Origin of the sequence: Mycobacterium sp. E2989 (assembly GCF_001667595.1) — a bacterium.
Classification (GTDB): Bacteria; Actinomycetota; Actinomycetes; order Mycobacteriales; family Mycobacteriaceae; genus Mycobacterium.
In genome coordinates this window covers 44720-70141 of the sequence record NZ_LZJX01000132.1, presented here as the reverse complement: position 1 = coordinate 70141, position 25422 = coordinate 44720, and the positions used below count along the sequence as shown (strand labels likewise).

The window sequence follows — 25422 nt, the reverse complement described above, 5'->3', positions numbered from 1 at the left end:
CAGTTCCGCCGACATTTGTCGCGGACGCTTGAATACCACACCCCCCACCGAAACAAATTTAAATAGAGTTACGGCGGCCACAGCGACAGGGAAACGCCCGGTCCCATTCCGAACCCGGAAGCTAAGCCTGTCAGCGCCGATGATACTGCCCATGCGGGTGGAAAAGTAGGACACCGCCGAACATACACAAAAACACCCCCGGCAACGGGGGTGTTTTTGCATTCTTTGACGCCGGCGCAGTCCTAGTCGAATAGCGTCAATGCCACCGAAGCGCGCTTCTTTTCCAATGCGAGCAGCTTTTGTTTGCGGTCGAGGCCTCCGCCATAACCCGTGAGGCTTCCGTTGGCCCCGATGACCCGATGGCAGGGCACGACGATCGCGATGGGATTGTGGCCGTTGGCCAATCCGACGGCGCGTGCCGAACCGGGTGCGCCGATCTGGGCCGCGATTTTTCCGTAGGACCGCGTCTCGCCGTACGGAATGGTCAGCAGGGCCTCCCATACTCGCCGTTGGAAGTCGGAGCCGCGCAGCTCGAATTCGAAATCGAATTCGGTCAGCTCGCCCGCGAAATAGGCGTCGAGTTGCTCGGCGGCCTCGCAGAATGCCGCGGGGTTGGGAGTCCAGCCGGTCCGGCTCGGCTCGTACGTCTGATCGACCATTCGAAGCATGGTCAACACCGAATCCTGGCCGGCCAGGGTCAGTGGCCCGATAGGGCTGTCAATCGTGCGGTACTCGATCATGCGACCTCCTGTGGTGGCCATTGGTTAACCGGGTGCTCGAGGGTGGTCCATAGGTATTGGGTGGCATAGGAGCGCCAGGGCCGCCACCCGCCGCTGCGCTCGACAAGCGAGCGTTCGTCGGAGGGCAGGCCCAGGTGCCCGGCGGCCAGGCGCACCCCTAAATCACTGGCGGGGAACGCATCCGGGTCGCCGAGGCCGCGCATCGCTATCACCTCGGCGGTCCAGGGGCCTATCCCGGGAACCTCAAGGAGCTGCCTGCGCGCGGCCTCCCAGTCGCACCCGCTGTCCAGGACGATACTGCCGTCGGCGAGGCCGGCGATCAGCGCGCTGAGGGTCCGCTGCCGGGACTTGGGGACCGCCAAGTGGACGGGATCGATCTGGGCGAGCTGCGCCACCGACGGGAAGGTATGGGTCAACCCGCCACCCGGGTCGGCGACCGGCTGCCCGTAGGCCGCCACCAGGCGACCGGCGTGCGTGCTGGCCGCCTTGGTCGACACCTGTTGGCCCAGGACGGCGCGCACGGCGAGCTCGGCCTCGTCAACGGTGCGCGGAATGCGTTGTCCGGGCGCCTTTCTCACCGCCGGGCGCAGATGCGGGTCGGCGACCAGGGCGTCGTCCACCGCTTCGGGATCGGCGTCGAGATCCAGCAGCCGCCGGCAGCGCGCGATCACCGTCGTCAGGTCGCGGAAGTCGTCGAGGACGAGCACGCAGCGGACGTGATCGACGGCCGGTGTCAGGCTGACGACGGCGGTGCCGAACGGAAGGCGCAGGCTGCGCCGGTACGCGCCCTCGCGGACCTCTTCACAACCGGGCACCGTACCGGCGGCCAGATGGCCGAACACGCCCTCATACGCGAACGGCGTGCGTACGGGCAACCGGAGGCAGACCGTCCCCGCGGCCGAAGAACTCGAGGATCCGGACCGGACCGCCGCCCGCCGGCGCAGCTCCGTCGGCGTGTTTTCGAAGACCAAGCGCACGGTGTCGTTGAACTGCCGGATGCTGGAAAACCCTGCGGCGAAGGCGATGTCCCCGAAGGGCAGGTCCGTGGTCTCGATGAGCAGGCGGGCGGTCTGCGCCCGTTGGGCGCGGGCCAGCGCGAGGGGACCGGCCCCGACCTCGGCCTGCAGCAGCCGCTCCAGCTGGCGGGTGGTGTAGCCGAGGTGCGCCGACAGCCCGCCGACGCCTTCGCGGTCGACGGTGCCGTCGGCGATCAGGCGCATCGTGCGGGCGACGACGTCACCGCGCACGTTCCATTCCGGCGACCCGGGCGACGCGTCGGGACGGCACCGCTTGCACGCCCGGAATCCCGCGCGCTGGGCGGCGGCGGCCGTCGGGTAGAACCGCACGTTGCGCGCGAACGGCGGCCGCACCGGGCAGCTGGGCCGGCAGTAGATGCGGGTGGTCAGGACGGCCGTGACGAACCAGCCGTCGAACCGCGCGTCCTTGGACTGGACGGCGCGGTAGCAGCGTTCGAAGTCGTCGTGCACGCTTTCCAGACTTACACCCACCGGGTGACAAAACTGGCGGAAAAGCGACATCGCAGTGGGACGTCGGCTCAGGGTCCGTCCTGCCGCACGGCCGCGGCGGCCGCGATGAAATCGCGGGCCGGGCGGGACAGCGGGCGGCCCGAGTCCCAGATCATGCCCACATCGCGGTACGCGTCGGCGTCGGCGAGCGGCACCACGCACAACCCCGGTGCGGAGTCGCCGCCGTCGATGGGCATCAGGCTGACGCCCAGTCCGGCGGCCACCAGGCCGGCCGTCGTCGTGAGGTTCGCCGCCTCCAGCACGATCCGAGGCTGAAAGTGTGCCGCGGCGCAAAGCTCGTCGAGCAGCCGTCGCATGCCGAAGCCGGGCTGCATGGCCACGACGGGCTCGTCGGCCAGTTCGGTCATGGACACCGCGGCGCTGCCCTCGAATCGGTGAGCGCGCGGCACGGCGACACCGAGCCGCTGTCGAAACAGGCTGCGCCAGGCCAGAGTTGGCCGGCGCGGCCGCGGTGAAACCACCCCGACGTCGACGCCTCCGGCCAACACCAGGTCGCCGATCGATTCGGCGGCGCCCTCCTCGAGCGCGAACGCCACGCGCGGTGAGGATTCCTTGAACCGCGCGATCAAGCGCGGCACCACCGTCGCCCCGAACGAGCCGAGGAAGCCCACCCGGATCTCGCTGACGGCCGGGTTCGCCAGGTCGTCGATCGCCCGCCTGGCCGAGTCGAGTTCCAGCTGTGCCCGCCGGGCGTGCTCGTAGAAGATCCGGCCATAGGTGTTGAGCGACAAGCGCTTACCCCGACGATCGAACAGCGCCACACCCAGTCGCCGCTCCAGGCGCGCGAGCATTCGGGTCAGTGTCGGCTGGGCTACGCGAAGCTGTTCGGCGGCCGCCGTGACGTGTTCCAGCTCCGCGAGTGTGACGAACCACTCGTAGTCCTCGCCCGTCAAGCGCACCACCTCGACTTATACCCAAAAAGCATATTAAACCAGCGAATAATTCATTTCCGTCGATTCCCGGCGGAGCGCAGGATGAACGGCATGTCCCAGCGCCCCCCGACTCCCGTCGCGCACCGCGCCGGCAGCCCCGGCTACCGGCGACTGACCGCGGCGCTGTGCGGCGCCGGGGTGGCCAGCTTCGCCGCGATGTACTGCACCCAGGCGCTCCTGCCGGCCCTGTCGGCGGCCTACCGGATCGGCCCGGCCACCGCGGCGCTCACGGTCTCGCTCACGACGGGGATGCTGGCCGTCTGCATCATTCCCGCCAGCGTCCTTTCCGAGCGCTACGGCCGCATCACGGTGATGCTGACCTCGGGGGTGGCGTCCAGCGTGATCGGGCTGTTGTTGCCGTTCAGCCCGAACCTCGGCGTATTGCTCCTCGGCCGGGCGGTGCACGGCGCAGCGCTCGCCGGGATACCGGCGGTCGCGATGGCGTTCCTGGCCGAGGAGGTACACGCCTCGTCGCTCGGGTCGGCGATGGGACGCTACATCGCGGGCACAACGGTCGGCGGGCTGGCCGGGCGACTCGTTCCGTCGTTGGTCATCGAGATCAGCGATTGGCGGGTGGCGCTGCTGGTGTGCTCCCTGACGACGCTGGCCGGCACGGTGGTTTTCGCCGTCCTGGTGCCGCGATCTCAGTTCTTCAACCCGAGGGAGGCGAGCGTGCGGGCCGGCGTGCGCAACCTCGCCGCGCATCTGCGAAACCCGTTGCTGCTGAAGCTCTTCGCCGTGGGGTTCGTGCTGATGGGTGGATTCGTGACCGTGTACAACTACCTCGGCTACCGGCTGACCGCCCGGCCATTCGGCCTGGCGCCGTCGGTGATCGGCCTGCTGTTCCTGCTGTACCTGGTCGGCACCTGGACATCGGTGGTGGCCGGGAGGCTCGCCGACAGAAAGGGACGCCCATTCGTGCTGGGAGTCGCCATGCCGGTTGCGGTGACCGGCCTGCTGCTCACCGTGCCGCACTCCCTGGTCGCCGTCATCGTGGGCGTCGGCGCCTTCACCGGTGGCTTCTTCGCCGCGCACACCGTGGCGAGCGGATGGGTGGGCGCGGTCGCGCAGCGCGACCGCGCTGAGGCGGCGGCGCTGTATCTGTTCAGTTACTACCTGGGCGGATCAGTGGCCGGCGCGTTCGGCGGCCTCGTGTACGGCGTCGGCGGCTGGCCGGCGACCGTCGGTTTCGTCGGGGCGCTGCTGGTGGCCGGCGCATCGCTGGTGGCGTTGTTGGTGCGGGAGAGCGGCTCCCGCACCAACAACCACGTCGTTGAGGCCCTGGCCACCGTCGAGTGATCCCGCCCGGTGCCCCGCAGGCGCTTACGGGCTGGGCGGCGTTCCCACGCAGACGCCGCCGGCGCAGGCGCCCGCACCACCGGGTCCGGCGGAAGCCCCGGCACCCGGCACGCCCGCGCTTGCCCCACCGGGCCCGGCGCCGGCGCCGGACCCACCCGGTCCGGCGGTCGTGGCACCACCGGGTCCGGTTTCCGGACCGCCGCCGCCCGGCGCGGCGGGACTGGTCGCCGCCGGGGCGGTCGTCGTGACGCTGGCAGGCGTGGTGACGGAGGTGGTGACGGTCGAGGTCGAAGTCGTCGGGTTCTTGTTGTCCTTGCCCGAGCCGCAGCCCGCGGTCAACGAACTCAAGGCAATCACCGCGGCAATTCCCGCGGCGACGGAAACACGGCGGGCGGTTCCGCTACCAGTCATGTCAACACCAATCTGTAAGGGGCGATGTCTTCAATCCCCTTACCCACTCGGCTCGAAAATCAATCAACCCGACCGGTCGGTGGGCGAGGCCAGTTGGGTGGGGCGCTCGTGCCCGCGAAGGGTCACCGTCTCGCCCAAAGACCAACGCGCGCGTTCGTTCTCGCTCGCGCCCTCCAGCGCGTCGGCCGTCGCGAGCAGCCGGCCGGGGTGCGACTTGGCGAGCTCGCACAGGCGGGCCGCCTCGTTGACCGGACCGCCGATCACGGTGTATTCGAAGCGTTCCCTGGCCCCGACGTTGCCGGCGACGACCTGCCCCGCCGCGACGCCGATACCGGCCTCGCACTCCGGCATCTCGTTGTCCAGCCGCTCGGCCATGGCCCGCGCGGCGGCCAGCGCCTCGTCTTCCGGACGCTCAAGATGATTCGGGGCCCCGAAGATGGCCAGCGTCGCGTCGCCCTCGAACTTGTTGACCAGCCCGCAGTGTCGGTCCACCTCTTCGACGACTATCCCGAAGAATCGGTTGAGCAATTGAACGGTCTCGGCCGGGGGGCGGCTGGTCACCAGCTGGGTGGATCCGACGATGTCGATGAACAGGACTGCCACATGGCGTTCTTCGCCGCCCAGCTTCGGCCGCTCGCGCTCCGCGGCCAGGGCGACCTCGCGTCCGACGTGACGGCCGAACAGGTCACGGACACGTTCCCGCTCACGCAGCCCGTCGACCATGGCGTTGAATCCCCGTTGCAGCTCACCGAGTTCGGTGCCGTCGAAAACGACGAGATCACCCCGCAGGTCGCCGCGCTCGACGCGCCTCAGCGCGGCGCGGACCACGCGCACGGGAGTTGCGGTGAGCCAGGCCAGAATCCACATCAAGAGGCAACCGAAGATCACCGTGGCCATCGAGATGATCAACACGCCGACCGCGAACTCGGTCTCGGTCAGGTTCCGCATCAGGGCCTGGAAGCCCGCGAGAAAAGCGATGCCGAGGACGGGCAATCCCGAACCGAGAAACCAGACCACCATCGTCCGGCCCATGATCCCGGCCGAGAAACGCCGCGGGGGTGGCCCCGCCTCCAGCGCCTGCGCCGCGACGGGACGCAGGGCGAACTCGGCGATTAGATAGCTGGCGGTGGCCACCAGGACGCCGCAGATGCTCACCGCCACCAGAAACCGCGGGATGAACAGCGTGTTGATCAGGCCGTAGAGCGTCGTGTACACCACCGCCCCGACACCCCACAAAATGAGGAGGAAGCGAGCGATCCGCCACGGGGCCAGGAAGGTGTTGCGCTCGTCTTCCGCGTTCGGCGAACGCTCCTCGATCGCCCAGCGCAACGAGATCACGGTCCGGCGGGTGATCCAATACGTGCCCACCGCCAGGGCCAGCGCGATGTAGGCCGGTGAGACCCCGAACGTAATCCAGGCCGGCGCGTCGTGGAAGATGCTCGGCTGCGGCACGGCGACGATCACCAACAGCAGCGCGACCACGATGCCGATCAGGTTGGCGCCCAGCACCAGCACGGTGAGGATGAGCTGGATGCGGATTCGGCGACGGCGCTGGCTCTCGGAGACCCGGCCCAGCAGCAGGGAGCCGTACGCCGGGGTCTCCGGTAGCCGGCCGCTCTGACGGGTGACCGTCTCGAGCACCCGCCCGATGCGTCTCGCCAAGCTCTGGGTGGCCGACATGGTGGCGCCAGCCTAATTTGTCGGCCACGCTCTAAGGTGAGTCGGGTGCGTCTAGTGATCGCCCAATGCACCGTGGACTACGTCGGCCGGCTCACCGCGCATCTTCCGTCGGCGCGCCGGCTGCTGCTGTTCAAGGCCGACGGATCGGTCAGCGTGCACGCCGACGACCGGGCCTACAAGCCGCTGAATTGGATGAGCCCGCCCTGCTGGCTGACCGAGGAGCCCGGCGACGACGCGCCCGTGTGGGTGGTGCAGAACAAGGCCGGCGAACAGCTGCGCATCACCGTCGAGGACGTCGAGCACGACTCCAGCCACGACCTCGGGGTGGACCCCGGGCTGGTCAAGGACGGGGTCGAGGCCCACCTGCAGGCGTTGCTCGCCGAGCACGTGCAGCTGCTCGGCGAGGGCTACACGCTGGTACGTCGCGAGTACATGACCGCCATCGGGCCCGTCGACCTGCTCTGCCGCGACGAGCGAGGCGGCTCGGTCGCGGTGGAGATCAAGCGGCGCGGCGAGATCGACGGCGTCGAACAGCTGACCCGTTACCTCGAGCTGCTCAACCGTGACAGCGTGCTCGCGCCGGTGAAGGGGGTGTTCGCCGCCCAGCAGATCAAGCCGCAGGCGCGCACCCTGGCCACCGACCGCGGGATCCGTTGCATCACACTGGATTACGACAAGATGCGGGGGATGGACAGCGACGAATACCGGCTGTTCTGAGCCCGGCGGCTAGGCTGGCGGCATGGCACGGCGCCGCACACCGCCCCGCCGGCACCGGCCGCCGTCGCCGCCCCCGGAGTTCCGCCGGGTGGAGATCGGGCCCGACGGGCACGAATACGAGGTGCGCCCCGTCGCGGCGGCCCGTGCGGTCAAGACCTACCGCTGTCCCGGATGTGATCACGAAATACGCTCGGGCACCGCACATCTGGTGGTGTGGCCGACCGATCCAACCCTCGGGGGATCCGACGATCGGCGCCATTGGCACGCCCCGTGCTGGAGCCACCGCACCACGCGGGGCCCGACCAGGAAGTGGTCGTGATCAGGCGGCCGGTTCGACCAGCTCGATGAGCACGCCGCCGGCGTCCTTGGGGTGGATGAAGTTGATCCGCGAGTTTGCCGTGCCACGACGCGGCGTCTCGTAGACGAGCCGGATGCCCTGGGAGCGCAGGTGCTCGACCAGGCTGTCGAGGTCGGTCACCCGGACCGCCATCTGCTGGATGCCCGGCCCCCGCTTGTCGAGGAACTTGGCGATGGTCGAGGAGTCGTCGATCGGGGCCATCAGCTGGATCTGCGCGGTACCCGCGGGGGCGCCGCGCACGGCCAGCATGGCCTCGCGGATTCCCTGGTCGGAGTTGACTTCCTCGTGCACCAGGATCATGCCGAGGTGGTCGTGGTACCACGCGATTGCGGTGTCCAGGTCGGCGACTGCGATGCCGACGTGATCGATCGCCGTCACCAGCTCGGTGGCCAGGACCTGACGGGCGTCAACTTGATCGGTCGTCATCACATAAAGGTAACCTGGCGGCAAAGATTGCGCTTCTCCGGGAGGCCGAATCGGCCGTCCGCGGACCCTTGGGAGGTTGTTATGACGACGTCGGTGATCGTTGCTGGAGCGCGCACGCCGATCGGCAAGTTGATGGGTTCGCTGAAGGATTTCTCGGCGAGCGACTTGGGTGCGATCGGGATCGCCGGCGCGCTGGAAAAGGCCAACGTGCCCGCCTCGCTGGTCGAGTACGTGATCATGGGCCAGGTGTTGACCGCCGGGGCCGGCCAGATGCCCGCGCGCCAGGCGGCGGTTGCGGCCGGCATCGGCTGGGACGTTCCCGCGCTGACGATCAACAAGATGTGCCTGTCCGGTATCGACGCCATCGCGCTGGCTGACCAGCTGATCCGCGCCGGCGAATTCGACGTGGTGGTGGCCGGCGGCCAGGAGTCCATGACCAAGGCGCCGCATTTGCTGATGGACAGCCGGGCTGGCTACAAGTACGGCGACGTCACGGTCCTGGACCACATGGCCTACGACGGCCTGCACGACGTCTTCACCGACCAGCCGATGGGCGCGCTCACCGAGCAGCGCAACGACGTCGACAAGTTCACCCGCGCCGAGCAGGATGAGTTCGCTGCGCGGTCGCATCAGAAGGCCGCCGCGGCGTGGAAGGACGGCGTCTTCGCCGACGAGGTCGTTCCGGTCAACATCCCGCAGCGCAAGGGTGATCCGCTGCAGTTCATCGAGGACGAGGGGATCCGCGCCAACACCACCGCCGAGTCCCTGGCCGGCCTGAAACCGGCCTTCCGCAAGGACGGCACCATCACCGCCGGTTCGGCGTCGCAGATCTCCGACGGCGCGGCGGCCGTGGTGGTGATGAACAAGGCCAAGGCGGAGGAGTTGGGGCTGACCTGGCTGGTCGAGATCGGTGCGCACGGCGTCGTCGCCGGACCGGACTCCACGCTGCAGTCGCAGCCGGCCAACGCGATCAAGAAAGCGCTCGGCCGCGAGGGGATTTCGGTCGACCAGCTCGACGTCGTCGAGATCAACGAGGCGTTCGCTGCGGTCGCCCTGGCCTCGACCCGCGAACTCGGCGTCGACCCCGAGATCGTCAACGTCAACGGCGGCGCGATCGCGGTCGGGCACCCGATCGGCATGTCGGGCGCCAGGATCACCCTGCATGTGGCCCTGGAGCTGGCCCGGCGCGGCTCCGGCTACGGCGTGGCGGCCCTGTGCGGGGCGGGCGGCCAGGGCGACGCGTTGATCCTGCGGGCAAACTGAGCGGCGCCCGGACGACGCGCGTCGACGTTGCTGGCGCGACGGCCGCGGGAACTTTTGTGATCTTCGTCATACCGGCCGCTCGGGCGCCCCTTCGGGGCGCCTGCGGGCCGCCGAACGCCCGGTGGATGGGCCGGCGATGGGCATGACAAACTTGACGGCGTGACGCGTCCGCGACCCTCAATCGGCCCCGCGCTGGCCGGTGCCGTCGACTTGTCCGGTCTCAAGCAGCGGGCCCAGCAGCAACCGCCGGCCGGCGGGACCGGCGGCGCCGCAACGCCGGCCGCCGAGGGTGGCCCCGGCGTCTCGGCCATCACCGAGGCGAACTTCGAGAGCGACGTCCTGCTGCGGTCGGAGGAAGTGCCCGTCGTGGTCCTGCTGTGGTCGCCGCGCAGCGACGCGTGTGTCCAACTGCTGGACACGCTGTCCGGCATGGCGGCGCAGGACAACGGCGAGTGGTCCCTGGCCACGGTCAACGTCGACGTGGCGCCCAGGGTCGCCCAGATATTCGGCGTCGACGCCGTCCCGACCGTCGTGGCCTTGGCCGCCGGGCAGCCCATCTCGAGTTTCCAGGGCATGCAGCCGCCCGACCAATTGCGGGGCTGGCTGGATCAGATCTTGTCGGCGACGGCCGGAAAGCTAAGGGGCCGAGCCGGTTCCGCGGATGCCGAGGTGGTGGACCCCGAGCTGGCCGCCGCGCGCGAACAGCTCGAGGCGGGCAACTTCGCGGGCGCCAGGGACGCCTACCAGGCGATTCTGGACGCCAACCCGGGCAGCGTCGAAGCGAAGGGCGCGATCCGGCAGATCGACTTCCTCATGCGCGCGACCGCCCATGCACCGGACGCCCCCGCGGCGGCCGATGCGTCCCCGGGCGACATCGACGCGGCCCTGGCGGCCGCGGACGTGCAAATCCTCAATCAGGACGTGAGCGCCGCGTTCGAGCGCCTGATCGCGTTGGTGCGCAGCACATCCGGCGACGAACGCACGCGGGTGCGCACCCGGTTGATCGAGCTTTTCGAGCTCTTCGATCCCGCCGACCCCGAGGTCGTCGCCGGACGGCGCAACCTCGCCAACGCGCTCTACTGAGGGCCTACTCCGGTTCGAGCCACAGGGCCGAGTTGGGCGGCAACACCAGCACCGCCGACGCCGGCCGGCCGTGCCACGGGTCCTCGGTGGCGTCGACGCCGCCCATGTTGCCGATGCCGGAGCCGTTGTAGTCGGTGGCGTCGGTGTTGAGCACCTCGCGCCAGCGGCCCGCGGACGGCAGGCCGAGCCGGTAACCGCTGTGCTCGCTGCCGGCGAAGTTGAACACGCAAGCCATGACCGAGCCGTCGCTGCCATACCGCAAGAAGCTCAGCACGTTGTTGGCCGAATCGTTCGCGTCGATCCAGGAGTAGCCGTCGGGAATGGTGTCCTGGCTCCACAGTGCCGGGCGGTTGCGGTAGATGGCGTTGATGTCGCGCACCATGCGTAGGACGCCGTTGGAGAAGCCCTGCTCGTCGAGTTGCCACCAGTCCAGGCCGCGCTCCTCGGACCATTCGGCGCGCTGGGCGAATTCCTGCCCCATGAACAGCAATTGCTTACCGGGATGCGCCCACTGGTAGGCGAGCAGGCTGCGCAGCCCGGCGGCCTTGACGTGGTTATTGCCCGGCATCCGCCCCCACAGCGTGCCCTTGCCGTGCACCACCTCGTCGTGGCTGATCGGCAGCACATAGTTCTCGCTGAACGCGTAGAGCATCGAGAACGTCATCTCGTGGTGGTGGTAGTTGCGGTAAATCGGGTCGCGGCTGATGTAGTCGAGGGTGTCGTGCATCCAGCCCATGTTCCACTTCATCGAAAAACCCAGGCCGCCAAGGTTTGTCGGGCGTGTCACGCCCGGCCACGACGTCGACTCCTCCGCGATGGTGACGATGCCTGGGGCCGACTTGTGCACCGTGGCGTTCATCTCCTGCAGGAACTGCACGGCCTCCAGGTTTTCCCGGCCGCCGTAGATGTTGGGGGTCCAGCCGCCTTCCGGGCGTGAGTAGTCCAGGTACAGCATGGACGCCACCGCGTCCACGCGCAGGCCGTCGACGTGGTACTCCTCGAGCCAATACAGCGCGTTGGCCACCAGGAAGTTGCGCACCTCGTTGCGGCCGAAGTCGAACACGTAGGTGCCCCAATCCAATTGCTCGCCACGCTTGGGGTCGGAGTGCTCGTAGAGGGGGGTGCCGTCGAACCGGCCCAGCGCCCAGGCGTCTTTGGGGAAGTGCGCCGGCACCCAGTCCACGATGACGCCGATGCCGGCGCGGTGCAGCGCGTCGACGAGCGCCCGGAACTCGTCGGGAGTGCCGAACCGCGACGTCGGCGCGAAGTACGACGTCACCTGGTAACCCCATGACCCGGCGAAGGGATGCTCGGCGACGGGAAGCAGCTCGACGTGGGTGAACCCGTGCTCCACAACGTAATTGGTCAGCTCCTCGGCCAGCTGCCGGTAGTTCAGCCCGGGGCGCCATGAACCGAGGTGAACCTCGTAGGTGCTCATCGGCTCGAAGACCGGGTTGCGCTGGGCGCGCTGTTCCATCCAGTCGGCGTCCTGCCAGGAGTACTTGCTGCGCGTCACCCGTGAGGCGGTGTGCGGCGGCACCTCGGTGGCGAAGGCCATCGGGTCGGCCCGATCGGTCACCACGCCGTCGGCGCCGTGCACGCGGAACTTGTACAGGCCGTCGGCGGGAAAATCGGGCCAGAACAGCTCCCATACCCCGGAGGACCCCAGCGAGCGCATCGGGGCGTCATTGCCCGTCCAGCCGTTGAACTCACCGATCAGGCTGACGCCCTTGGCGTTGGGCGCCCACACCGCGAACGACACCCCGTTGACGACCCCGTCGGCCGTGGTGAACGAGCGCGGGTGCGCGCCAAGGACTTCCCAGAGTCGCTCATGGCGGCCCTCGTTGAACAGGAAGAGGTCGACCTCGCCCAGGGTGGGCAGAAAGCGGTAGGCGTCGGCGACGACGTAGGGGTCGGAACCCTCGTATTTCACCTGCAGCCGGTAGTCGATCAGGTTGGTGAACGGCAACGCCGTTGCGAACACGCCGGATTCGATGTGCTGCAGCGGGAATTTGTCCTCGCCGACGAGCGCGACCACCTCGGCGGCATGCGGGCGGAACGCGCGGATGACGGTGTGGTCGGTGTACTCGTGGGCGCCCAGGACGCCGTGCGGGTTGTGATGCGTGCCCGCCAGCAGGCGCGACAGGTCAGCCGGGTCCGGGGCCAGGTGCGTCTTGGCGAGTTGGTCGGCTTGGCTCATGTCACAATCCCTCCGGTCCGTGTGGTGGCCTGCGGAGCAGCTTCATTCGCGACTCCTGTGGGATGAGCGGCATGTTGATCACATGCGCGACGGCCCGCGCAGGGTCGATGCGAACGTAGTTTGCTTGCCCCCATTGGAATTCCTGGCCGGTGATTTCGTCGCGCACCCAAAATCGCTCGTAGGGCTCCATACCCAATGCCGCCATGTCTAAAAACAGGGTGGCTTCCTCGGCGCCGTACGCGTTGAGCGTCACCACCACCAACACGCAGTCGCCGGTGGCCGGGTCGAACTTGCTGTAGGCCAACAGCGCATCGTTGTCCACGCTGTGGAAATGGATGGTGCGCAGCTGCTGCAGCGCGGGGTGCAGCCGCCGAATCGAGTTGAGCAGCGTGATGAAGGGCTCGAGCGAACGCCCCTCGGCCAGAGCGCCCGCGAAATCGCGCGGCCGCAGCTCGTACTTCTCGGAGTCCAGGTACTCCTCGCTGCCCTCCCGCACCGCGCGGTGTTCGAACAGCTCGTAGCCCGAGTACACGCCCCAAGCCGGACCCATGGTCGCCGCCAGCACCGCGCGGATGGCGAACATTCCCGGGCCGTTGTGCTGCAGGATGGCGTGCAGGATGTCGGGGGTGTTCACGAACAGGTTCGGCCGCCGGAAATCCGCGGCGGCGGCGATGGCGTCGCCGAACTCGGTGAGTTCCTGCTTGGCCGTGCGCCAGGTGAAGTAGCTGTAGGACTGGGTGAAGCCGAGCTTGGCCAGCCCGTACTGCCGGGCCGGCGGGGTGAAGGCCTCCGACAGGAAAAGCACGTCGGGGTCGATGCTCTTGGCCTGGGCGATCAGCCATGCCCAGAAGTTCGGCGGCTTGGTATGCGGGTTGTCCACCCGAAAGAACTTGACCCCGTGGTCCATCCAGTGCCGCACGACCCGCAGCACCTCGTCGTAGAGGCCGGCCGGGTCGTTGTCGAAGTTGAGCGGGTAGATGTCCTGGTATTTCTTGGGCGGGTTTTCCGCGTAGGCGATGGTGCCGTCGGGCAATTCGGTGAACCACTCGCGATGCTCGCGGGCCCACGGATGGTCCGGTGCGCACTGCAACGCCAGGTCCAGTGCCACCTCCATGCCCAGTTCGCCCGCCGCGGCCACGAAGGCGTCGAAGTCCTCGATGGTGCCAAGCTCCGGATGGATGGCGTCGTGGCCGCCCTCGTCACTACCAATTGCCCAGGGGGAGCCCACATCTGAAGGGGCGGCGGTCGGAGAGTTGTTGCGGCCCTTGCGGTGGACCTTACCGATCGGGTGGATCGGCGGCAGGTACACGACGTCGAATCCCATTGCCGCGATGCGGGGAAGCTGGGCGGCCGCCGTGGCGAACGTGCCGTGCACGGGTTTGCCTTTGGCGTCCCACCCACCGGTCGAGCGGGGAAACATCTCGTACCACGAACCGAAGCGCGCCAGCGGCCGATCCACCCAGACCCCGTACTGATCGCCGCGGGTGACCAAATCGCGCAACGGATACTCGGCGAGGATCTCGTCGATCTCCGGCGCCAGGGCCAGCGCGGTGCGGGTGGTCGGGTCCCCGGGGCTTCGCAGCGCCGTGGCGGCCGCCAGCAGCGGGTCGCGCCGCGCGCGCGGCACTCCGGTGGCGGCGCGCTCGTACAGCGCGGCCCCCACCAGCAGGTCGTTGGACAGTTCGGTCTCGCCCTGACCGGCCTCGAGCTTGGCGACCAGACCGTGCCGCCAGGAGTCGATGGGGTCACCCCAACCGTCCACTCTGAACGTCCACAGGCCGACCCGGTCGGGCGTGAATTGGCCGTGGAACACGTAGGGCTCGAGGCCCAGTGTCATCGGCAGGAGCAGCGGCTTGATCCGTTGCTGGTCCACGCCGCCGTCGACCTCGGATGCGAGCTTGACCGGAGCCTGCACCGCCTTGAGTCGGCGCGTCTCGGTCACTTGCGGATAGCGTGGCCCGAGGTAGCGCACCACCAGGGTCGCCGCTACGGCCTCGTGGCCTTCCCGCCACACCGCCGCGCTGACCGGTACGGTCTCGCCGACCACGGCCTTGGCGGGATAAGCGCCGCAGGAGACGACGGGTTGGACGTTATCGATCTCGACACGACCAGGCACAACACTCCATTTCCGAATCGTCGTCGGCTGGTTCCGATTGTGTGCGGCCAAACCGCGGTGTGCTCCGTCGCGGAATGCCTCTCGTCTGGCGAAACTTCCTGTCGTGGGGAACTTCCTCTGCGGGGAAGCGCCGTTGCGGCCCCAGTAACTAACCGATACCCACCCTAGTGTCCGGTCACACCCTTGGCTCGAAAAGCGCTCTCCGCCGCCGTGCACCGAGCGAAATCCTCAGTAAGGTAAGGACGCGTGAAAGCCCTCCGCCGCTTTACCGTCCGAGCTCACCTTCCCGAGCGGCTGGCCGCGCTGGACCAGCTGTCGACCAACTTGCGATGGTCATGGGACAGGCCCACCCAGGACTTGTTCGCGACGGTGGACGCGGGGTTGTGGCAGCGGTGCGGCGCCGACCCGGTCGCGTTGCTGGGCGCGGTCAATCCGGCCCGCCTCGACGAGCTGGCGCTCGACGAGGCGTTCCTCGGTCGGCTCGACCAACTGGCCGCCGACCTGAACGATTACCTGAGCCGTCCGCTCTGGTATCAGCAGCAGCAGGCCGAAGGTCGGGCGATGCCGGCGGCCATCGCCTACTTCTCGATGGAGTTCGGCGTCGCCGAGGTGCTGCCCAATTACTCGGGCGGTTTGGGCATCCTCGCCGGGGACCACCTGAAGGCGGCGTCGGACCTGGGCGCGCCGCTGGTGGCGGTCGGCCTCTACTACCGGTCCGGGTATTTCCGGCAGTCGCTGACCGCGGACGGCTGGCAGAACGAGACCTACCCGTCGCTGGACCCGCAGGGGCTGCCGTTGCGGCTGCTCACCGATGCCGCCGGCGACCCCGTCCTGGTCGAACTGACGCTGCCCGACGCCGCCCAGCTGCACGCACGGATCTGGGTGGCGCAGGTGGGCCGGGTGCCGCTGCTGCTGCTCGATTCCGACGTCCCCGAGAACGAGCACGAGCTGCGCAGCATCACCGACCGGCTGTACGGCGGCGACCAAGAGCACCGGATGCGTCAGGAGCTGCTGGCCGGCATCGGAGGGGTGCGCGCGATCCGCGCGTTCACCGCCATCGAGGGCCTGCCCGCCCCCGAGGTGTTCCACATGAACGAGGGGCACGCCGGGTTCCTCGGAGCCGAACGCATCCGCGAGCTGATGACCGATGCGGGGCTGGACTTCGACACCGCGCTGGCCGTCGTGCGCTCCAGCACGGTCTTCACCACCCACACCCCGGTGCCCGCCGGCATCGACCGGTTTCCGATCGACATGGTGCGGCTCTACTTCGACGGGCATGTCGAGGAGGACGCCGGCAAGAAGACCGAGAAGGCCGGTGGCAAGAGCGCGCCCGTGTTGTTGCCGGGCGTGCCGACCGCCCGCGTTCTCGCGCTCGGCGCCGAGGACGATCCGACCAAATTCAACATGGCGCACATGGGTCTGCGGTTGGCGCAGCGGGCCAACGGCGTATCGCTGCTGCACGGCGAGGTAAGCCGGGCCATGTTCAGCGAGCTGTGGTCGGGCTTCGACGCCGACGAGGTGCCGATCGGGTCGATCACCAACGGAGTTCACGCGCGCACCTGGGCGGCTCCGCAATGGTTGCAGTTGGGGCACGAGCTGGCGGGCTCGGACTCCTTCGCCGACCCGGGTGTCTGGCTGCGCCTGAACCAGGTTGATTCGGGCCATCTTTGGTGGATCCGGTCCCAACTGCGCTCGCTGTTGGTCGAGGACGTGCGGCGGCGGCTGCGCAAATCGTGGCTGGAACGCGGCGCGTCCGACGCCGAATTGGGTTGGATTGCAAAGGCGTTCGACCCCGACGTGCTCACCATCGGTTTCGCGCGGCGGGTGCCCACGTACAAGCGGTTGACGCTGATGCTGCGTGACCCGGAGCGGCTCGAACGCCTGCTGGTCGACGAGCAGAGGCCGATCCAGCTGATCGTCGCGGGTAAGTCGCACCCGGCCGACGACGGCGGCAAGGCGTTGATCCAGCAGGTGGTGCGCTTCGCCGACCGGCCGGAGGTGCGGCACCGCATCGCGTTTCTGCCGGACTACGACATGTCCATGGCGCGGCTTCTGTACTGGGGATGCGATGTCTGGTTGAACAACCCGCTGCGGCCGCTGGAGGCCTGCGGCACGTCCGGAATGAAGAGCGCGCTCAACGGCGGGTTGAACCTGTCCATTCGCGACGGCTGGTGGGACGAGTGGTACGACGGCGAAAACGGTTGGGAGATACCGTCCGCCGACGGTGTGACGGACGAAACCCGTCGCGACGACCTGGAGGCCAGCGCCCTCTACGACCTCCTGGAACAGTCCGTGGCGCCCAAGTTCTACGAACGAGACGAACACGGGGTGCCGCCGCGCTGGATCGAGATGGTGCGGCACACCTTGCAGACGCTCGGGCCGAAGGTACTGGCGTCGCGGATGGTGCTCGATTACGTGCAGCAGTACTACCTGCCCGCGGCGCAGTCGCTGCGCAGGACCGTGGGGCCAGCCGAGGACGGCGAGGACGGCGGCGAGTTCGGCGCGGCGCGCGAGGTGGCGGCCTACCGTCGGCGCGCGGAGGAGGCCTGGCCCAAGATCACCATCACCGACGTCGACAGCACCGGATTGCCGGACACCCCCGTGCTCGGCTCCAAGTTGACCCTGACGGCCACCGTCGCGCTGGACGGGCTGGCGCCCGACGAGGTCACGGTCCAGGGCCTGGTGGGCCGGGTGGACTCCAGCGATGCGCTGCTGGACCCGGTCACCGTCGAGATGTCGTACACCGGCACCGCCGAAGGGGGCAACCAGGTGTTCTCGACGACGCTGTCGTTACCGCTGGCGGGTGCGGTCGGGTACACGGTGCGCGTGCTGCCCCGTCACCCGATGCTGGCCTCCAGCGCCGAGTTGGGTCTGGTCACCCTGGCCCGCTGACCGTCGGCGGCCCCTCCGGCGCGGCGCGCAGTCGCTCCAGCGCCGCGCGGACCTGCGCGGGGTCGGTGGTCTGCCAGAACGGCGGCAGCGAGGCGCACAGGTAGGCGCCGTAGCCGGCGGTGACCATCCGCGAGTCCAGCACCGCGACCACTCCGCGGTCGGTGACGCGCCGCAACAGCCGGCCCGCGCCCTGGGCCAACAACAAGGCGGCGTGGCTGGCGGCGACGGCCATGAAACCGTTGCCGCCGCGCGCGGCGACCGCGCGCTGCCGGGCGCCCAGCAGCGGGTCGTCCGGCCGCGGAAACGGGATGCGATCGATGAGTACCAGGGACAGCGACGGCCCGGGAACGTCGACACCCTGCCACAGCGACAGCGTGCCGAACAGCGAGGTCTGAGGGTCGGCGCTGAACTGCTCGACCAGCGCGGAGGTGCTGTCGTCACCCTGACACAGCACCGGCGTCGACAATCGCTGGCGCATGGCCTCGGCGGCGGCCCGCGCGGCGCGCATCGACGAGAACAGGCCCAGGGTCCGCCCGCCCGCCGCGGTGATGAGCTCGGCGATCTCGGCCAGCTGCTCGGCCGAGCCGGTGCCGTCCCGCCCCGGCGGCGGCAGGTGGGCGGCGACGTACAGGATGCCGGCCTTGGCGTGGTGGAACGGCGAACCGACGTCGACACCGCGCCAGCGCGCAGCGGGGGCGTCGGGAGCGGTCAGGCCCCACGCCGCGGCCATCGCGTCGAAGGTTCCGCCGATGGCCAGGGTCGCCGACGTCAACACCGCGGTGGATCGGGAGAACACCCGCTCGCGCAGCAGGCCCGCGACCGACAGCGGCGCCACCCGCAGCACCGGGCGCATCGCGCCCCGGTTGTCCTCGTGATCCAGCCAGACCACATCGGTGCGATCGGGGATCGCCGGGGCGAACGAGGTGAGGACCCGCGACGCGGTATCCGATATCTCGGCGAGCGCCGCGATCGCCTCGGCGCGTGCCGCGGCCGCTTTCGCGTCGCTGGTGGTGTCGATCGCCGAGCGCGCCGCGCCGGCGGCGTCGCGCAGCGCGGTCAGGTAGGTCGCCAGCTCGTCGTCGAGGCGGTCGATGCGGCCCGGGGTGGCGTCATGGATGGCCGCGGCGAAGTTGGCCGTCGCGGCCTCCAAGCGTTGGGACAGTTCGGGATTGACCAACCGGGCGATCCGGCGCGCCGCTACGCCCAGGGCGGCCGGCGTCAATTCCGCGGTGGCCACCGACGTGACCCGGTCGACCAACTCGTGGGCCTCGTCCACCACCAGCAGCGCGTGTTCGGGCAGCACGGCCGATTCGGAGACGGCGTCGATAGCAAGCAGCGCGTGGTTGGTCACCACGATGTCGGCCGCGCCGGCCCGGCCGCGCGCCCGTTCGGAGAAGCACTCGGTGCCGAACGGGCAGCGGGCCACGCCCAGGCATTCCCGCGCCGAAACGCTGACCTGCGACCAGGATCGATCCGGCACACCGGGTTTCAGGTCGTCGCGGTCGCCGGACTCGGTCGTCGACGCCCAGGCGGTGAGCCGTTGGACGTCGCGGCCCAGCGCGGTGGCCGCCATCGGATCGAAGAGTTCCTCCTGCGGCCGCTCGCCGGCGTCTTCCTCGGCCTCGGCGCCACCGTTGTGAATCTTGTTCAGGCACAGATAGTTTCGCCGGCCCTTGAGCAGTGCGAACTGCGGGCGGCGCGGCAGCGCGCCGGCGATCGAGTCGATCAGCCTGGGCAGGTCGCGATCGACGAGCTGGCGCTGCAGCGCGATGGTGGCCGTCGACACGACGACCGGCGAGTCGTCGTCGATGGCGCGAACGATCGCGGGCACCAGGTACGCCAGCGACTTTCCCGTGCCGGTGCCGGCCTGCACGACCAGGTGCTCACCGGTCGCGAACGCGCGCGCGACGGCGTTGGCCATCTCGAGTTGACCGCCGCGCTCACTGCCGCCCAGCCCGGCCACGGCGGCGGCCAGCAACTCGGGCACGGACACTTCGGACGTGGCTACCCTCTCTGGTGCTACCGGTGACCGGCGGGAATCTGCGTCGTCGGGATCGCGGGCTCGCCGTGCGACAGGTTCAGGCCCTCCCACGGCAGGCTGCGCAGTCCGGAAGCTACCAGCTCGCGCGCCTCGGCCACATTCGGTTTGGCGACGACGTCGCCCCCGCGGACCAGCGGGACGGTCAGCACCCGGGCCGGTTCGCTCGCGGTGGGCCGGCGGCCCGCCGGGTACACCACCTCCTCGGTGACGGTGCCCGACGGCCGCGTCAGGCGCAGCGCCTCCTTGCGGCCGCCGCGGGATTCCTTGCGGCTGCTGCGCTTTTGCACCGGTATCCCGTCCACTTCGACCAGTTTGTAAACCATGTTCGCGGTCGGCGCGCCCGAACCCGTCACGAGCGACGTGCCGACGCCGTAACTGTCCACCGGTTCGGCGCCCAGCGCCGCGATGGAGAACTCGTCGAGGTCACCGGAGACCACGATGCGGGTGCCGGTGGCGCCCAACCGGTCGAGCTGGTCGCGGACCTGGCGCGCCAGCACGCCCAGCTCACCGGAGTCGATCCGCACCGCACCGAGGGACGTCCCGGCGGCGGCGACGGCGTTGGCCACACCGGTCGTCACGTCGTAGGTGTCGACCAGCAACGTGGTGTCGACGCCCAGCGCCTCGACCTGGGCCCGGAACGCGGCCAGTTCGGTCTCTTCGGCGGTTTGGTCGCTCGCGTGCAGCATGGTGAACGCGTGCGCCGAGGTGCCCTGCGCGGGTATGCCGTATCGGCGCTGGGCCTCGAGGTTGGAGGAGGCGGCGAAGCCGGCGATATAGGCGGCACGCGCCGCGGCGACCGCGGCGTATTCGTGGGTCCGGCGCGATCCCATCTCGATCAACGGTCGGTCCCTGGCCGCACTGACCATCCGCGCCGCCGCCGAGGCCACCGCCGTGTCGTGATTGAAGATCGACAACGCCAGCGTCTCCAGCACGACGCATTCGGCGAAAGTGCCGGTCACCGACAGGACGGGGGAGCCGGGGAAGTACAGCTCGCCTTCGGCGTAGCCGTCGATGTCACCGCCGAACCGGAAATCACCCAAGTAGCGCAACGTATCTGGATCGAGGAACTGCGCCAGCACGTCGCACGCCTCGTCGTCGAACCCGAACTGCGGCAACGCCGCGAGCAACCGGCCGGTCCCGCAGACCACGCCGTAACGACGGCCCTCGGGCAGTCGGCGGGCGAACAGTTCGAAGGTCGTCGGGCGGTCGGCGGTGCCGTCTTGCAGCGCGGCCGCCAACATCGTCAACTCGTACTTGTCGGTAAGCAGCCCAGTTACGACCGCGTCGTTCATTCCATAACGGTATCGGCTGCCGTCGGGGGCTCGGAAACCTCACCTGTCGCTCGGTATCGTGTAGACCATGGTTGTTATGTCAGCGCCCACTAAGCCGGGCACTACAGGACAACGTGAGTCCGCGCCGGTAGAGGTAACCGCGAGTCCGTGGGTCACCATCGTCTGGGATGACCCGGTCAACCTGATGACCTATGTGACGTACGTGTTCCAAAAGCTGTTCGGCTACAGCGAGCCGCACGCCACCAAGCTGATGCTGCAGGTGCACAACGAAGGCAAGGCGGTGGTGTCGGCCGGCAGCCGGGAGTCCATGGAAGTCGACGTGTCCAAGCTGCATGCTGCCGGATTGTGGGCGACCCTGCAGCAGGACCGGTGATCTTCGAGGGCTTCGGCGATCACCTGTGCGCAAATGGAAGCGCGTCGAGACCGCGGACGGTCCCCGTTTCCGGTCCGCCCTGGCGTCTCACGAAGCCGCCCTGCTGAAGAACCTGGCCACCGCAATGGTCGGGTTGCTCGATGAGCGTGAATCATCCTCGCCCGCAGACGAACTCGAGGAGATCACCGGCATCCGGACCGGAAACAGTGATCCGCCGAAGGACCCGACCCTGCGCCGGCTGCTGCCCGATTTCTTCCATCCCGACCACCGCAACGCGTCGGACCCCGAGGCGGCGAACAGCCTCAACGCCGCGCTGCGCAGCTTGCACGAGCCCGAAATCATCGAGGCCAAACGCGTTGCCGCACAACGCTTGTTGGAATCCGTTCCGAACGACGGCGGCCGCTTCGAGCTGACCGAGGACGACGCCAACGCGTGGATCGCGGCCGTCAACGACATCCGCCTGACGCTGGGCGTGATGCTCGAGGTCGGCCCGCAGGGACCGGAGCGCCTGCCCGCCGACCACCCGCTGGCGGTGCACTTCGACGTCTATCAATGGCTGACCGTGTTGCAGGAGTACCTGGTCCTGGTGCTGATGGGCAGGCCGGCCGGATGAACGCCATCACCGACGTCGGCGGCATCCGCGTCGGTCACCATCACCGACTCGACCCCGACGCGACCATGGGCGCCGGGTGGGCCTGTGGCGTCACCGTCGTGCTGACCCCGCCCGGGACCGTCGGCGCCGTCGATTGCCGCGGCGGCGCCCCCGGCACCCGCGAGACCGACCTGCTCGACCCCGCCAACACCGTCCGGTACGTCGACGCGGTGCTGCTCGCCGGCGGCAGCGCCTACGGCCTGGCGGCCGCCGACGGGGTGATGCGCTGGCTGGAGGAACGCGAACGTGGCGTGGCGATGACCGGCGGGGTGGTGCCCATCGTGCCCGGCGCGGTGATCTTCGACCTGCCCGTCGGCGGCTGGGACCGTCGCCCGTCGGCGGAGTTCGGGTACCGGGCCTGCGAAGCCGCCGAAGCGGCGGGCGCGCCGGACGTCGGGAGCGTCGGCGCGGGCGTGGGGGCGCGGGCCGGGGTGTTCAAGGGCGGCGTCGGGACCGCCTCGACGGCGTTGCCGTGCGGGGTGACCGTGGGCGCGGTGGTCGTGGTGAACTCCGCCGGGGACGTCGCCGACCGGGCCACCGGCCTGCCGTGGATGGCGGACCTGGTGCACGAGTTCGGGCTGCGACAGCCGCCGGCGGAGCAGGTCGACGCCTTCGCGCAGTTGCCCACCGCGGCGGGCCCGCTGCAGAACCCGCTCAACACCGTGATTGCCGTGGTGGCCACCGACGCGGCACTCAGCGCGGCCGCATGCCGGCGCGTCGCCGTCGCCGCCCAGGACGGCCTGGCCCGCGCCGTCCGCCCGGCGCACACCCCGTACGACGGCGACACGGTGTTCGCGCTGGCGACCGGGGCGGTGGAGGTCCCGCCCCCACCCGACGCGCCCGCCTCGTTCTCGCCGGAGATGCGGCTGGCCGCGGAGGTGGGCGCCGCCGCGGCCGACTGCCTGGCGCGTGCGGTGCTGGTCGGCGTGTTCGCCGCGGAATCGGTGGCGGGGATACCCACCTACCGCGACGTGCTGCCCGGGGCGTTTGCCCGATGATGAGTTCGCCGCCGGCCGCGCCGGTAACCTGCAGCTATGGCTAAGACCACCCCGACGGGACGATCGGGTGCATCCGGGGCGCGGGCGAAGCGGCCCGCGTGGATGGTCGGCGGGGCCACGATCCTCACCTTCGTCGCGCTGCTCTACCTCATCGAGCTGATCGACCAGCTGACCCGGCATTCGCTGGACGCGAACGGCATCAGGCCGCTCGAGGCCGACGGGCTGTGGGGGATCGTCTTCGCCCCGGTGTTGCACGCCAATTGGCAGCACCTGATCGCCAATACGATCCCGCTGCTGGTGCTGGGTTTTCTGATGACGCTGGCCGGGCTGAGCCGGTTCGTCTGGGCCACCGCGATCGTGTGGATCCTGGGCGGCTTCGGCACGTGGCTGATCGGCGACGTGGGCAGCTCCTGCGGGCCCACAGATCACATCGGCGCCTCCGGCCTGATCTTCGGCTGGCTGGCCTTTTTGCTGGTGTTCGGGATCTTCGTCCGGCGATTCACCGACATCGTGATCGGGCTGGTGGTGCTGTTCGCCTACGGCGGAGTGCTGCTGGGCGCCATGCCGGTGCTGGGCAGGTGCGGGGGCGTGTCGTGGCAGGGGCACCTGTGCGGCGCGATCGCCGGCGTCATCGCCGCGTACTGGTTGTCCGCGCCGGAACGCAAGGCGCGTGCCAACAGAAAGGGCGGCGCCGCCACGCCGCGACCCTCCGCATGAGCTCGCCGTTGGCGCCCGTCGGGATCTTCGACTCCGGCGTCGGGGGACTGACGGTCGCGCGGGCGATCATCGACCAACTCCCCGACGAGGACATCGTCTACGTCGGTGACACCGGCAACGGGCCGTACGGTCCGCTCACCATTCCGGAGGTGCGCGCGCACGCGTTGGCCATCGGCGACGACCTGGTCGGGCGCGGCGTCAAGACGTTGGTGATCGCGTGCAATACGGCGTCGGCCGCCTGCCTGCGTGACGCCCGCGAGCGTTACGACGTACCCGTCGTCGAGGTGATCCTGCCGGCTGTGCGCCGCGCGGTCGCAACGACGCGTAACGGCCGGATCGGGGTCATCGGCACGCAGGCGACCATCAACTCGCACGCGTATCAGGACGCGTTCGCGGCGGCCCGCGACACCGAGATCACCGCCGTGGCCTGCCCGCGCTTCGTCGACTTCGTCGAGCGGGGCGTGACGAGCGGCCGTCAGGTGCTCGGGCTGGCCGAGGGATACCTCGAACCGCTGCAGCGCGCCCAGGTCGACACGCTGGTGCTCGGGTGCACGCACTACCCGCTGCTGTCGGGGCTGATCCAGCTGGCGATGGGGGAGCACGTGACCCTCGTGTCGAGCGCCGAGGAAACCGCCAAGGAGGTGCTGCGGGTGCTCACCGAGCGCGACCTGCTCCGACCGCATGATGCGCCGCCCGCGACCCGGGTCTTCGAGGCCACCGGCGACCCCGAGGCATTCACCCGATTGGCGGCCCGATTTCTGGGTCCCGCGGTCACCGGCGTGCAACCCGTTCACCACGTGCGGATCGACTAGCTCCGATGGCGAGATTCTCATCACATGAATGCGGCGATGTTTTCGTCACGGTCCCATCGGGCATGGCACAGTAGTGTCCGTGCGAATAACCGTGCTCGGCTGCTCGGGCAGCGTGGTGGGGCCGGATTCGCCCGCGTCGGGATATCTGCTCCGGGCACCGGACACCCCGCCGATGGTCATCGACTTCGGCGGCGGTGTGCTTGGCGCGCTCCAGCGCTATGCCGATCCCGCCTCCGTGCACGTGCTGTTGTCCCATCTGCACGCCGACCACTGTCTGGATCTTCCCGGTTTGTTCGTGTGGCGCCGGTACCACCCGTCGCGACCGGACGGCAAGGCGTTGTTGTACGGGCCCGGCGACACCTGGTCCCGCCTGGGCGCGGCGTCGTCACCCTACGGCGGCGAAATCGACGACTGCTCAGACATTTTCGACGTTCGGCACTGGGTCGACGGCGAGCCGGTCACGTTCGGGTCGCTCACCGTGACGCCGCGGGTGGTGGCCCACCCGACGGAGTCCTACGGCATGCGGATCACCGATGCCACCGGCGCCTCGTTCGTCTACAGCGGCGACACCGGCGTCTGCGACCAGCTCGTCGAGCTGGCCCGCGACGCCGACGTCTTCCTCTGCGAAGCCTCCTGGACCCACTCGCCGGACCGCCCGCCCGCCCTGCACCTGTCGGGTACCGAGGCCGGCAGGATCGCGACCGAGGCCGGCGTCCGCGAGCTGCTGCTGACGCACATCCCGCCGTGGACCTCGCGCGAGGACGTGATCACCGAGGCCAAGGCGGAGTTCGACGGACCCGTGCATGCGGTGGTGTGCGGCGAAACGTTCGATATCCGCCGCTCTGAAAGGGTCTGACCGTCCCGCGTTAGGGT

The 25422-nt window shown here is 69.3% G+C and carries 22 protein-coding genes and 1 rRNA gene; 13 read left to right on the top strand and 10 right to left on the bottom strand.

Annotation, left to right across the window (positions count from 1 at the left end; genetic code table 11):
* The first annotated feature begins 69 nt into the window (after positions 1-69).
* Positions 70-182: ribosomal RNA gene (gene rrf / locus A5680_RS24190) — 5S ribosomal RNA — on the top strand.
* A gap of 60 nt (positions 183-242) precedes the next feature.
* On the opposite strand, the gene A5680_RS24185 is transcribed toward rrf, so the two are convergent.
* The 3 genes from A5680_RS24185 to A5680_RS24175 all read right to left on the bottom strand — a co-directional run bounded on the left by A5680_RS24185 (position 243) and on the right by A5680_RS24175 (position 3180).
* On the bottom strand, positions 243-740 hold the full coding sequence (locus tag A5680_RS24185) for a methylated-DNA--[protein]-cysteine S-methyltransferase (protein ID WP_055405240.1): 498 nt from the start codon (positions 738-740) through the stop codon (positions 243-245).
* On the bottom strand, positions 737-2227 hold the full coding sequence (locus A5680_RS24180; protein ID WP_055405239.1) for a DNA-3-methyladenine glycosylase 2 family protein: 1491 nt from the start codon (positions 2225-2227) through the stop codon (positions 737-739). The genes A5680_RS24185 and A5680_RS24180 overlap by 4 nt, the downstream gene beginning before the upstream one ends.
* Before the next feature lie 68 nt (positions 2228-2295).
* A complete protein-coding gene (locus A5680_RS24175; protein WP_067824081.1) occupies positions 2296-3180 on the bottom strand; it encodes a LysR family transcriptional regulator in 885 nt (294 codons plus the stop codon).
* 90 nt (positions 3181-3270) lie between these two features.
* On the opposite strand from A5680_RS24175, the gene A5680_RS24170 reads away from it, so the two are divergent.
* On the top strand, positions 3271-4518 hold the full coding sequence (locus tag A5680_RS24170; protein WP_067824078.1) for an MFS transporter: 1248 nt from the start codon (positions 3271-3273) through the stop codon (positions 4516-4518).
* A 24-nt stretch (positions 4519-4542) separates the two neighbouring features.
* Here the strand turns inward: A5680_RS24170 and A5680_RS24165 are convergent, their stop codons facing one another.
* Positions 4543-4929, bottom strand: coding sequence for a hypothetical protein (locus A5680_RS24165; RefSeq protein WP_067824038.1), 387 nt, complete (start codon positions 4927-4929; stop codon positions 4543-4545).
* A gap of 63 nt (positions 4930-4992) precedes the next feature.
* Entirely contained in the window at positions 4993-6609 is a 1617-nt protein-coding gene (locus A5680_RS24160; protein ID WP_067824035.1) for an adenylate/guanylate cyclase domain-containing protein, read from the bottom strand.
* Positions 6610-6654: 45 nt separating this feature from the next.
* On the opposite strand from A5680_RS24160, the gene nucS reads away from it, so the two are divergent.
* Positions 6655-7326, top strand: coding sequence for an endonuclease NucS (nucS, locus tag A5680_RS24155; protein WP_055404485.1), 672 nt, complete (start codon positions 6655-6657; stop codon positions 7324-7326).
* Between the two features lie 22 nt (positions 7327-7348).
* Complete coding sequence (locus A5680_RS24150; protein ID WP_067824032.1) at positions 7349-7645, top strand: hypothetical protein; 297 nt, start codon at positions 7349-7351, stop codon at positions 7643-7645.
* Here the strand turns inward: A5680_RS24150 and mce are convergent, their stop codons facing one another.
* Positions 7646-8113, bottom strand: a complete 468-nt coding sequence (gene mce / locus A5680_RS24145) for a methylmalonyl-CoA epimerase (RefSeq protein WP_197281288.1) — start codon at positions 8111-8113, stop codon at positions 7646-7648.
* A gap of 78 nt (positions 8114-8191) precedes the next feature.
* Between mce and A5680_RS24140 the strand changes: the two genes are divergently transcribed.
* Entirely contained in the window at positions 8192-9373 is a 1182-nt protein-coding gene (locus A5680_RS24140; protein WP_067824029.1) for an acetyl-CoA C-acetyltransferase, read from the top strand.
* A gap of 159 nt (positions 9374-9532) precedes the next feature.
* Complete coding sequence (locus A5680_RS24135) at positions 9533-10456, top strand: tetratricopeptide repeat protein (protein WP_067824026.1); 924 nt, start codon at positions 9533-9535, stop codon at positions 10454-10456.
* Positions 10457-10460: 4 nt separating this feature from the next.
* Here A5680_RS24135 and glgB read toward each other — a convergent pair whose 3' ends face one another.
* Together glgB and A5680_RS24125 are read right to left on the bottom strand one after the other, a co-directional pair.
* Positions 10461-12656 (bottom strand): 1,4-alpha-glucan branching protein GlgB, encoded by a 2196-nt coding sequence (glgB, locus tag A5680_RS24130; RefSeq protein ID WP_055404474.1) that lies wholly within the window; start codon positions 12654-12656, stop codon positions 10461-10463.
* Between the two features lies 1 nt (position 12657).
* Complete coding sequence (locus tag A5680_RS24125) at positions 12658-14772, bottom strand: alpha-1,4-glucan--maltose-1-phosphate maltosyltransferase (RefSeq protein WP_067824023.1); 2115 nt, start codon at positions 14770-14772, stop codon at positions 12658-12660.
* A gap of 246 nt (positions 14773-15018) precedes the next feature.
* On the opposite strand from A5680_RS24125, the gene glgP reads away from it, so the two are divergent.
* Positions 15019-17664 carry an alpha-glucan family phosphorylase gene (gene glgP / locus A5680_RS24120; protein WP_067824020.1) on the top strand — a complete coding sequence of 882 codons (2646 nt, stop codon included), beginning with the start codon at positions 15019-15021 and terminating at the stop codon, positions 17662-17664.
* On the opposite strand, the gene A5680_RS24115 is transcribed toward glgP, so the two are convergent.
* Both A5680_RS24115 and A5680_RS24110 read right to left on the bottom strand, forming a co-directional pair.
* The gene (locus tag A5680_RS24115) at positions 17648-19657 is read right to left on the bottom strand and encodes an ATP-dependent DNA helicase (protein ID WP_156675218.1); all 2010 of its coding nucleotides are present in this window, start codon (positions 19655-19657) and stop codon (positions 17648-17650) included. The genes glgP and A5680_RS24115 overlap by 17 nt on opposite strands.
* A 26-nt stretch (positions 19658-19683) precedes the next feature.
* Positions 19684-20997, bottom strand: a complete 1314-nt coding sequence (locus A5680_RS24110) for a nicotinate phosphoribosyltransferase (protein WP_067824017.1) — start codon at positions 20995-20997, stop codon at positions 19684-19686.
* 67 nt (positions 20998-21064) lie between these two features.
* Here A5680_RS24110 and clpS point away from each other — a divergent pair, with 67 nt between their 5' ends.
* From clpS to A5680_RS24080, 6 genes are all read left to right on the top strand, one after another.
* A complete protein-coding gene (clpS, locus tag A5680_RS24105) occupies positions 21065-21370 on the top strand; it encodes an ATP-dependent Clp protease adapter ClpS (protein ID WP_055404466.1) in 306 nt (101 codons plus the stop codon).
* A gap of 25 nt (positions 21371-21395) precedes the next feature.
* Positions 21396-21983: a DUF2017 domain-containing protein gene (locus A5680_RS24100; protein WP_055404464.1), complete on the top strand. Its 588-nt coding sequence runs from the start codon at positions 21396-21398 to the stop codon at positions 21981-21983.
* Entirely contained in the window at positions 21980-23020 is a 1041-nt protein-coding gene (locus tag A5680_RS24095) for a P1 family peptidase (protein ID WP_055404462.1), read from the top strand. The genes A5680_RS24100 and A5680_RS24095 overlap by 4 nt, the downstream gene beginning before the upstream one ends.
* Positions 23021-23056: 36 nt before the next feature.
* Positions 23057-23737, top strand: coding sequence for a rhomboid family intramembrane serine protease (locus A5680_RS24090; protein ID WP_231633853.1), 681 nt, complete (start codon positions 23057-23059; stop codon positions 23735-23737).
* Positions 23734-24549: a glutamate racemase gene (murI, locus tag A5680_RS24085; RefSeq protein ID WP_055404457.1), complete on the top strand. Its 816-nt coding sequence runs from the start codon at positions 23734-23736 to the stop codon at positions 24547-24549. The genes A5680_RS24090 and murI overlap by 4 nt, the downstream gene beginning before the upstream one ends.
* A 73-nt stretch (positions 24550-24622) precedes the next feature.
* Entirely contained in the window at positions 24623-25405 is a 783-nt protein-coding gene (locus tag A5680_RS24080; RefSeq protein WP_055404455.1) for a cyclic nucleotide-degrading phosphodiesterase, read from the top strand.
* Positions 25406-25422 lie beyond the last annotated feature (17 nt).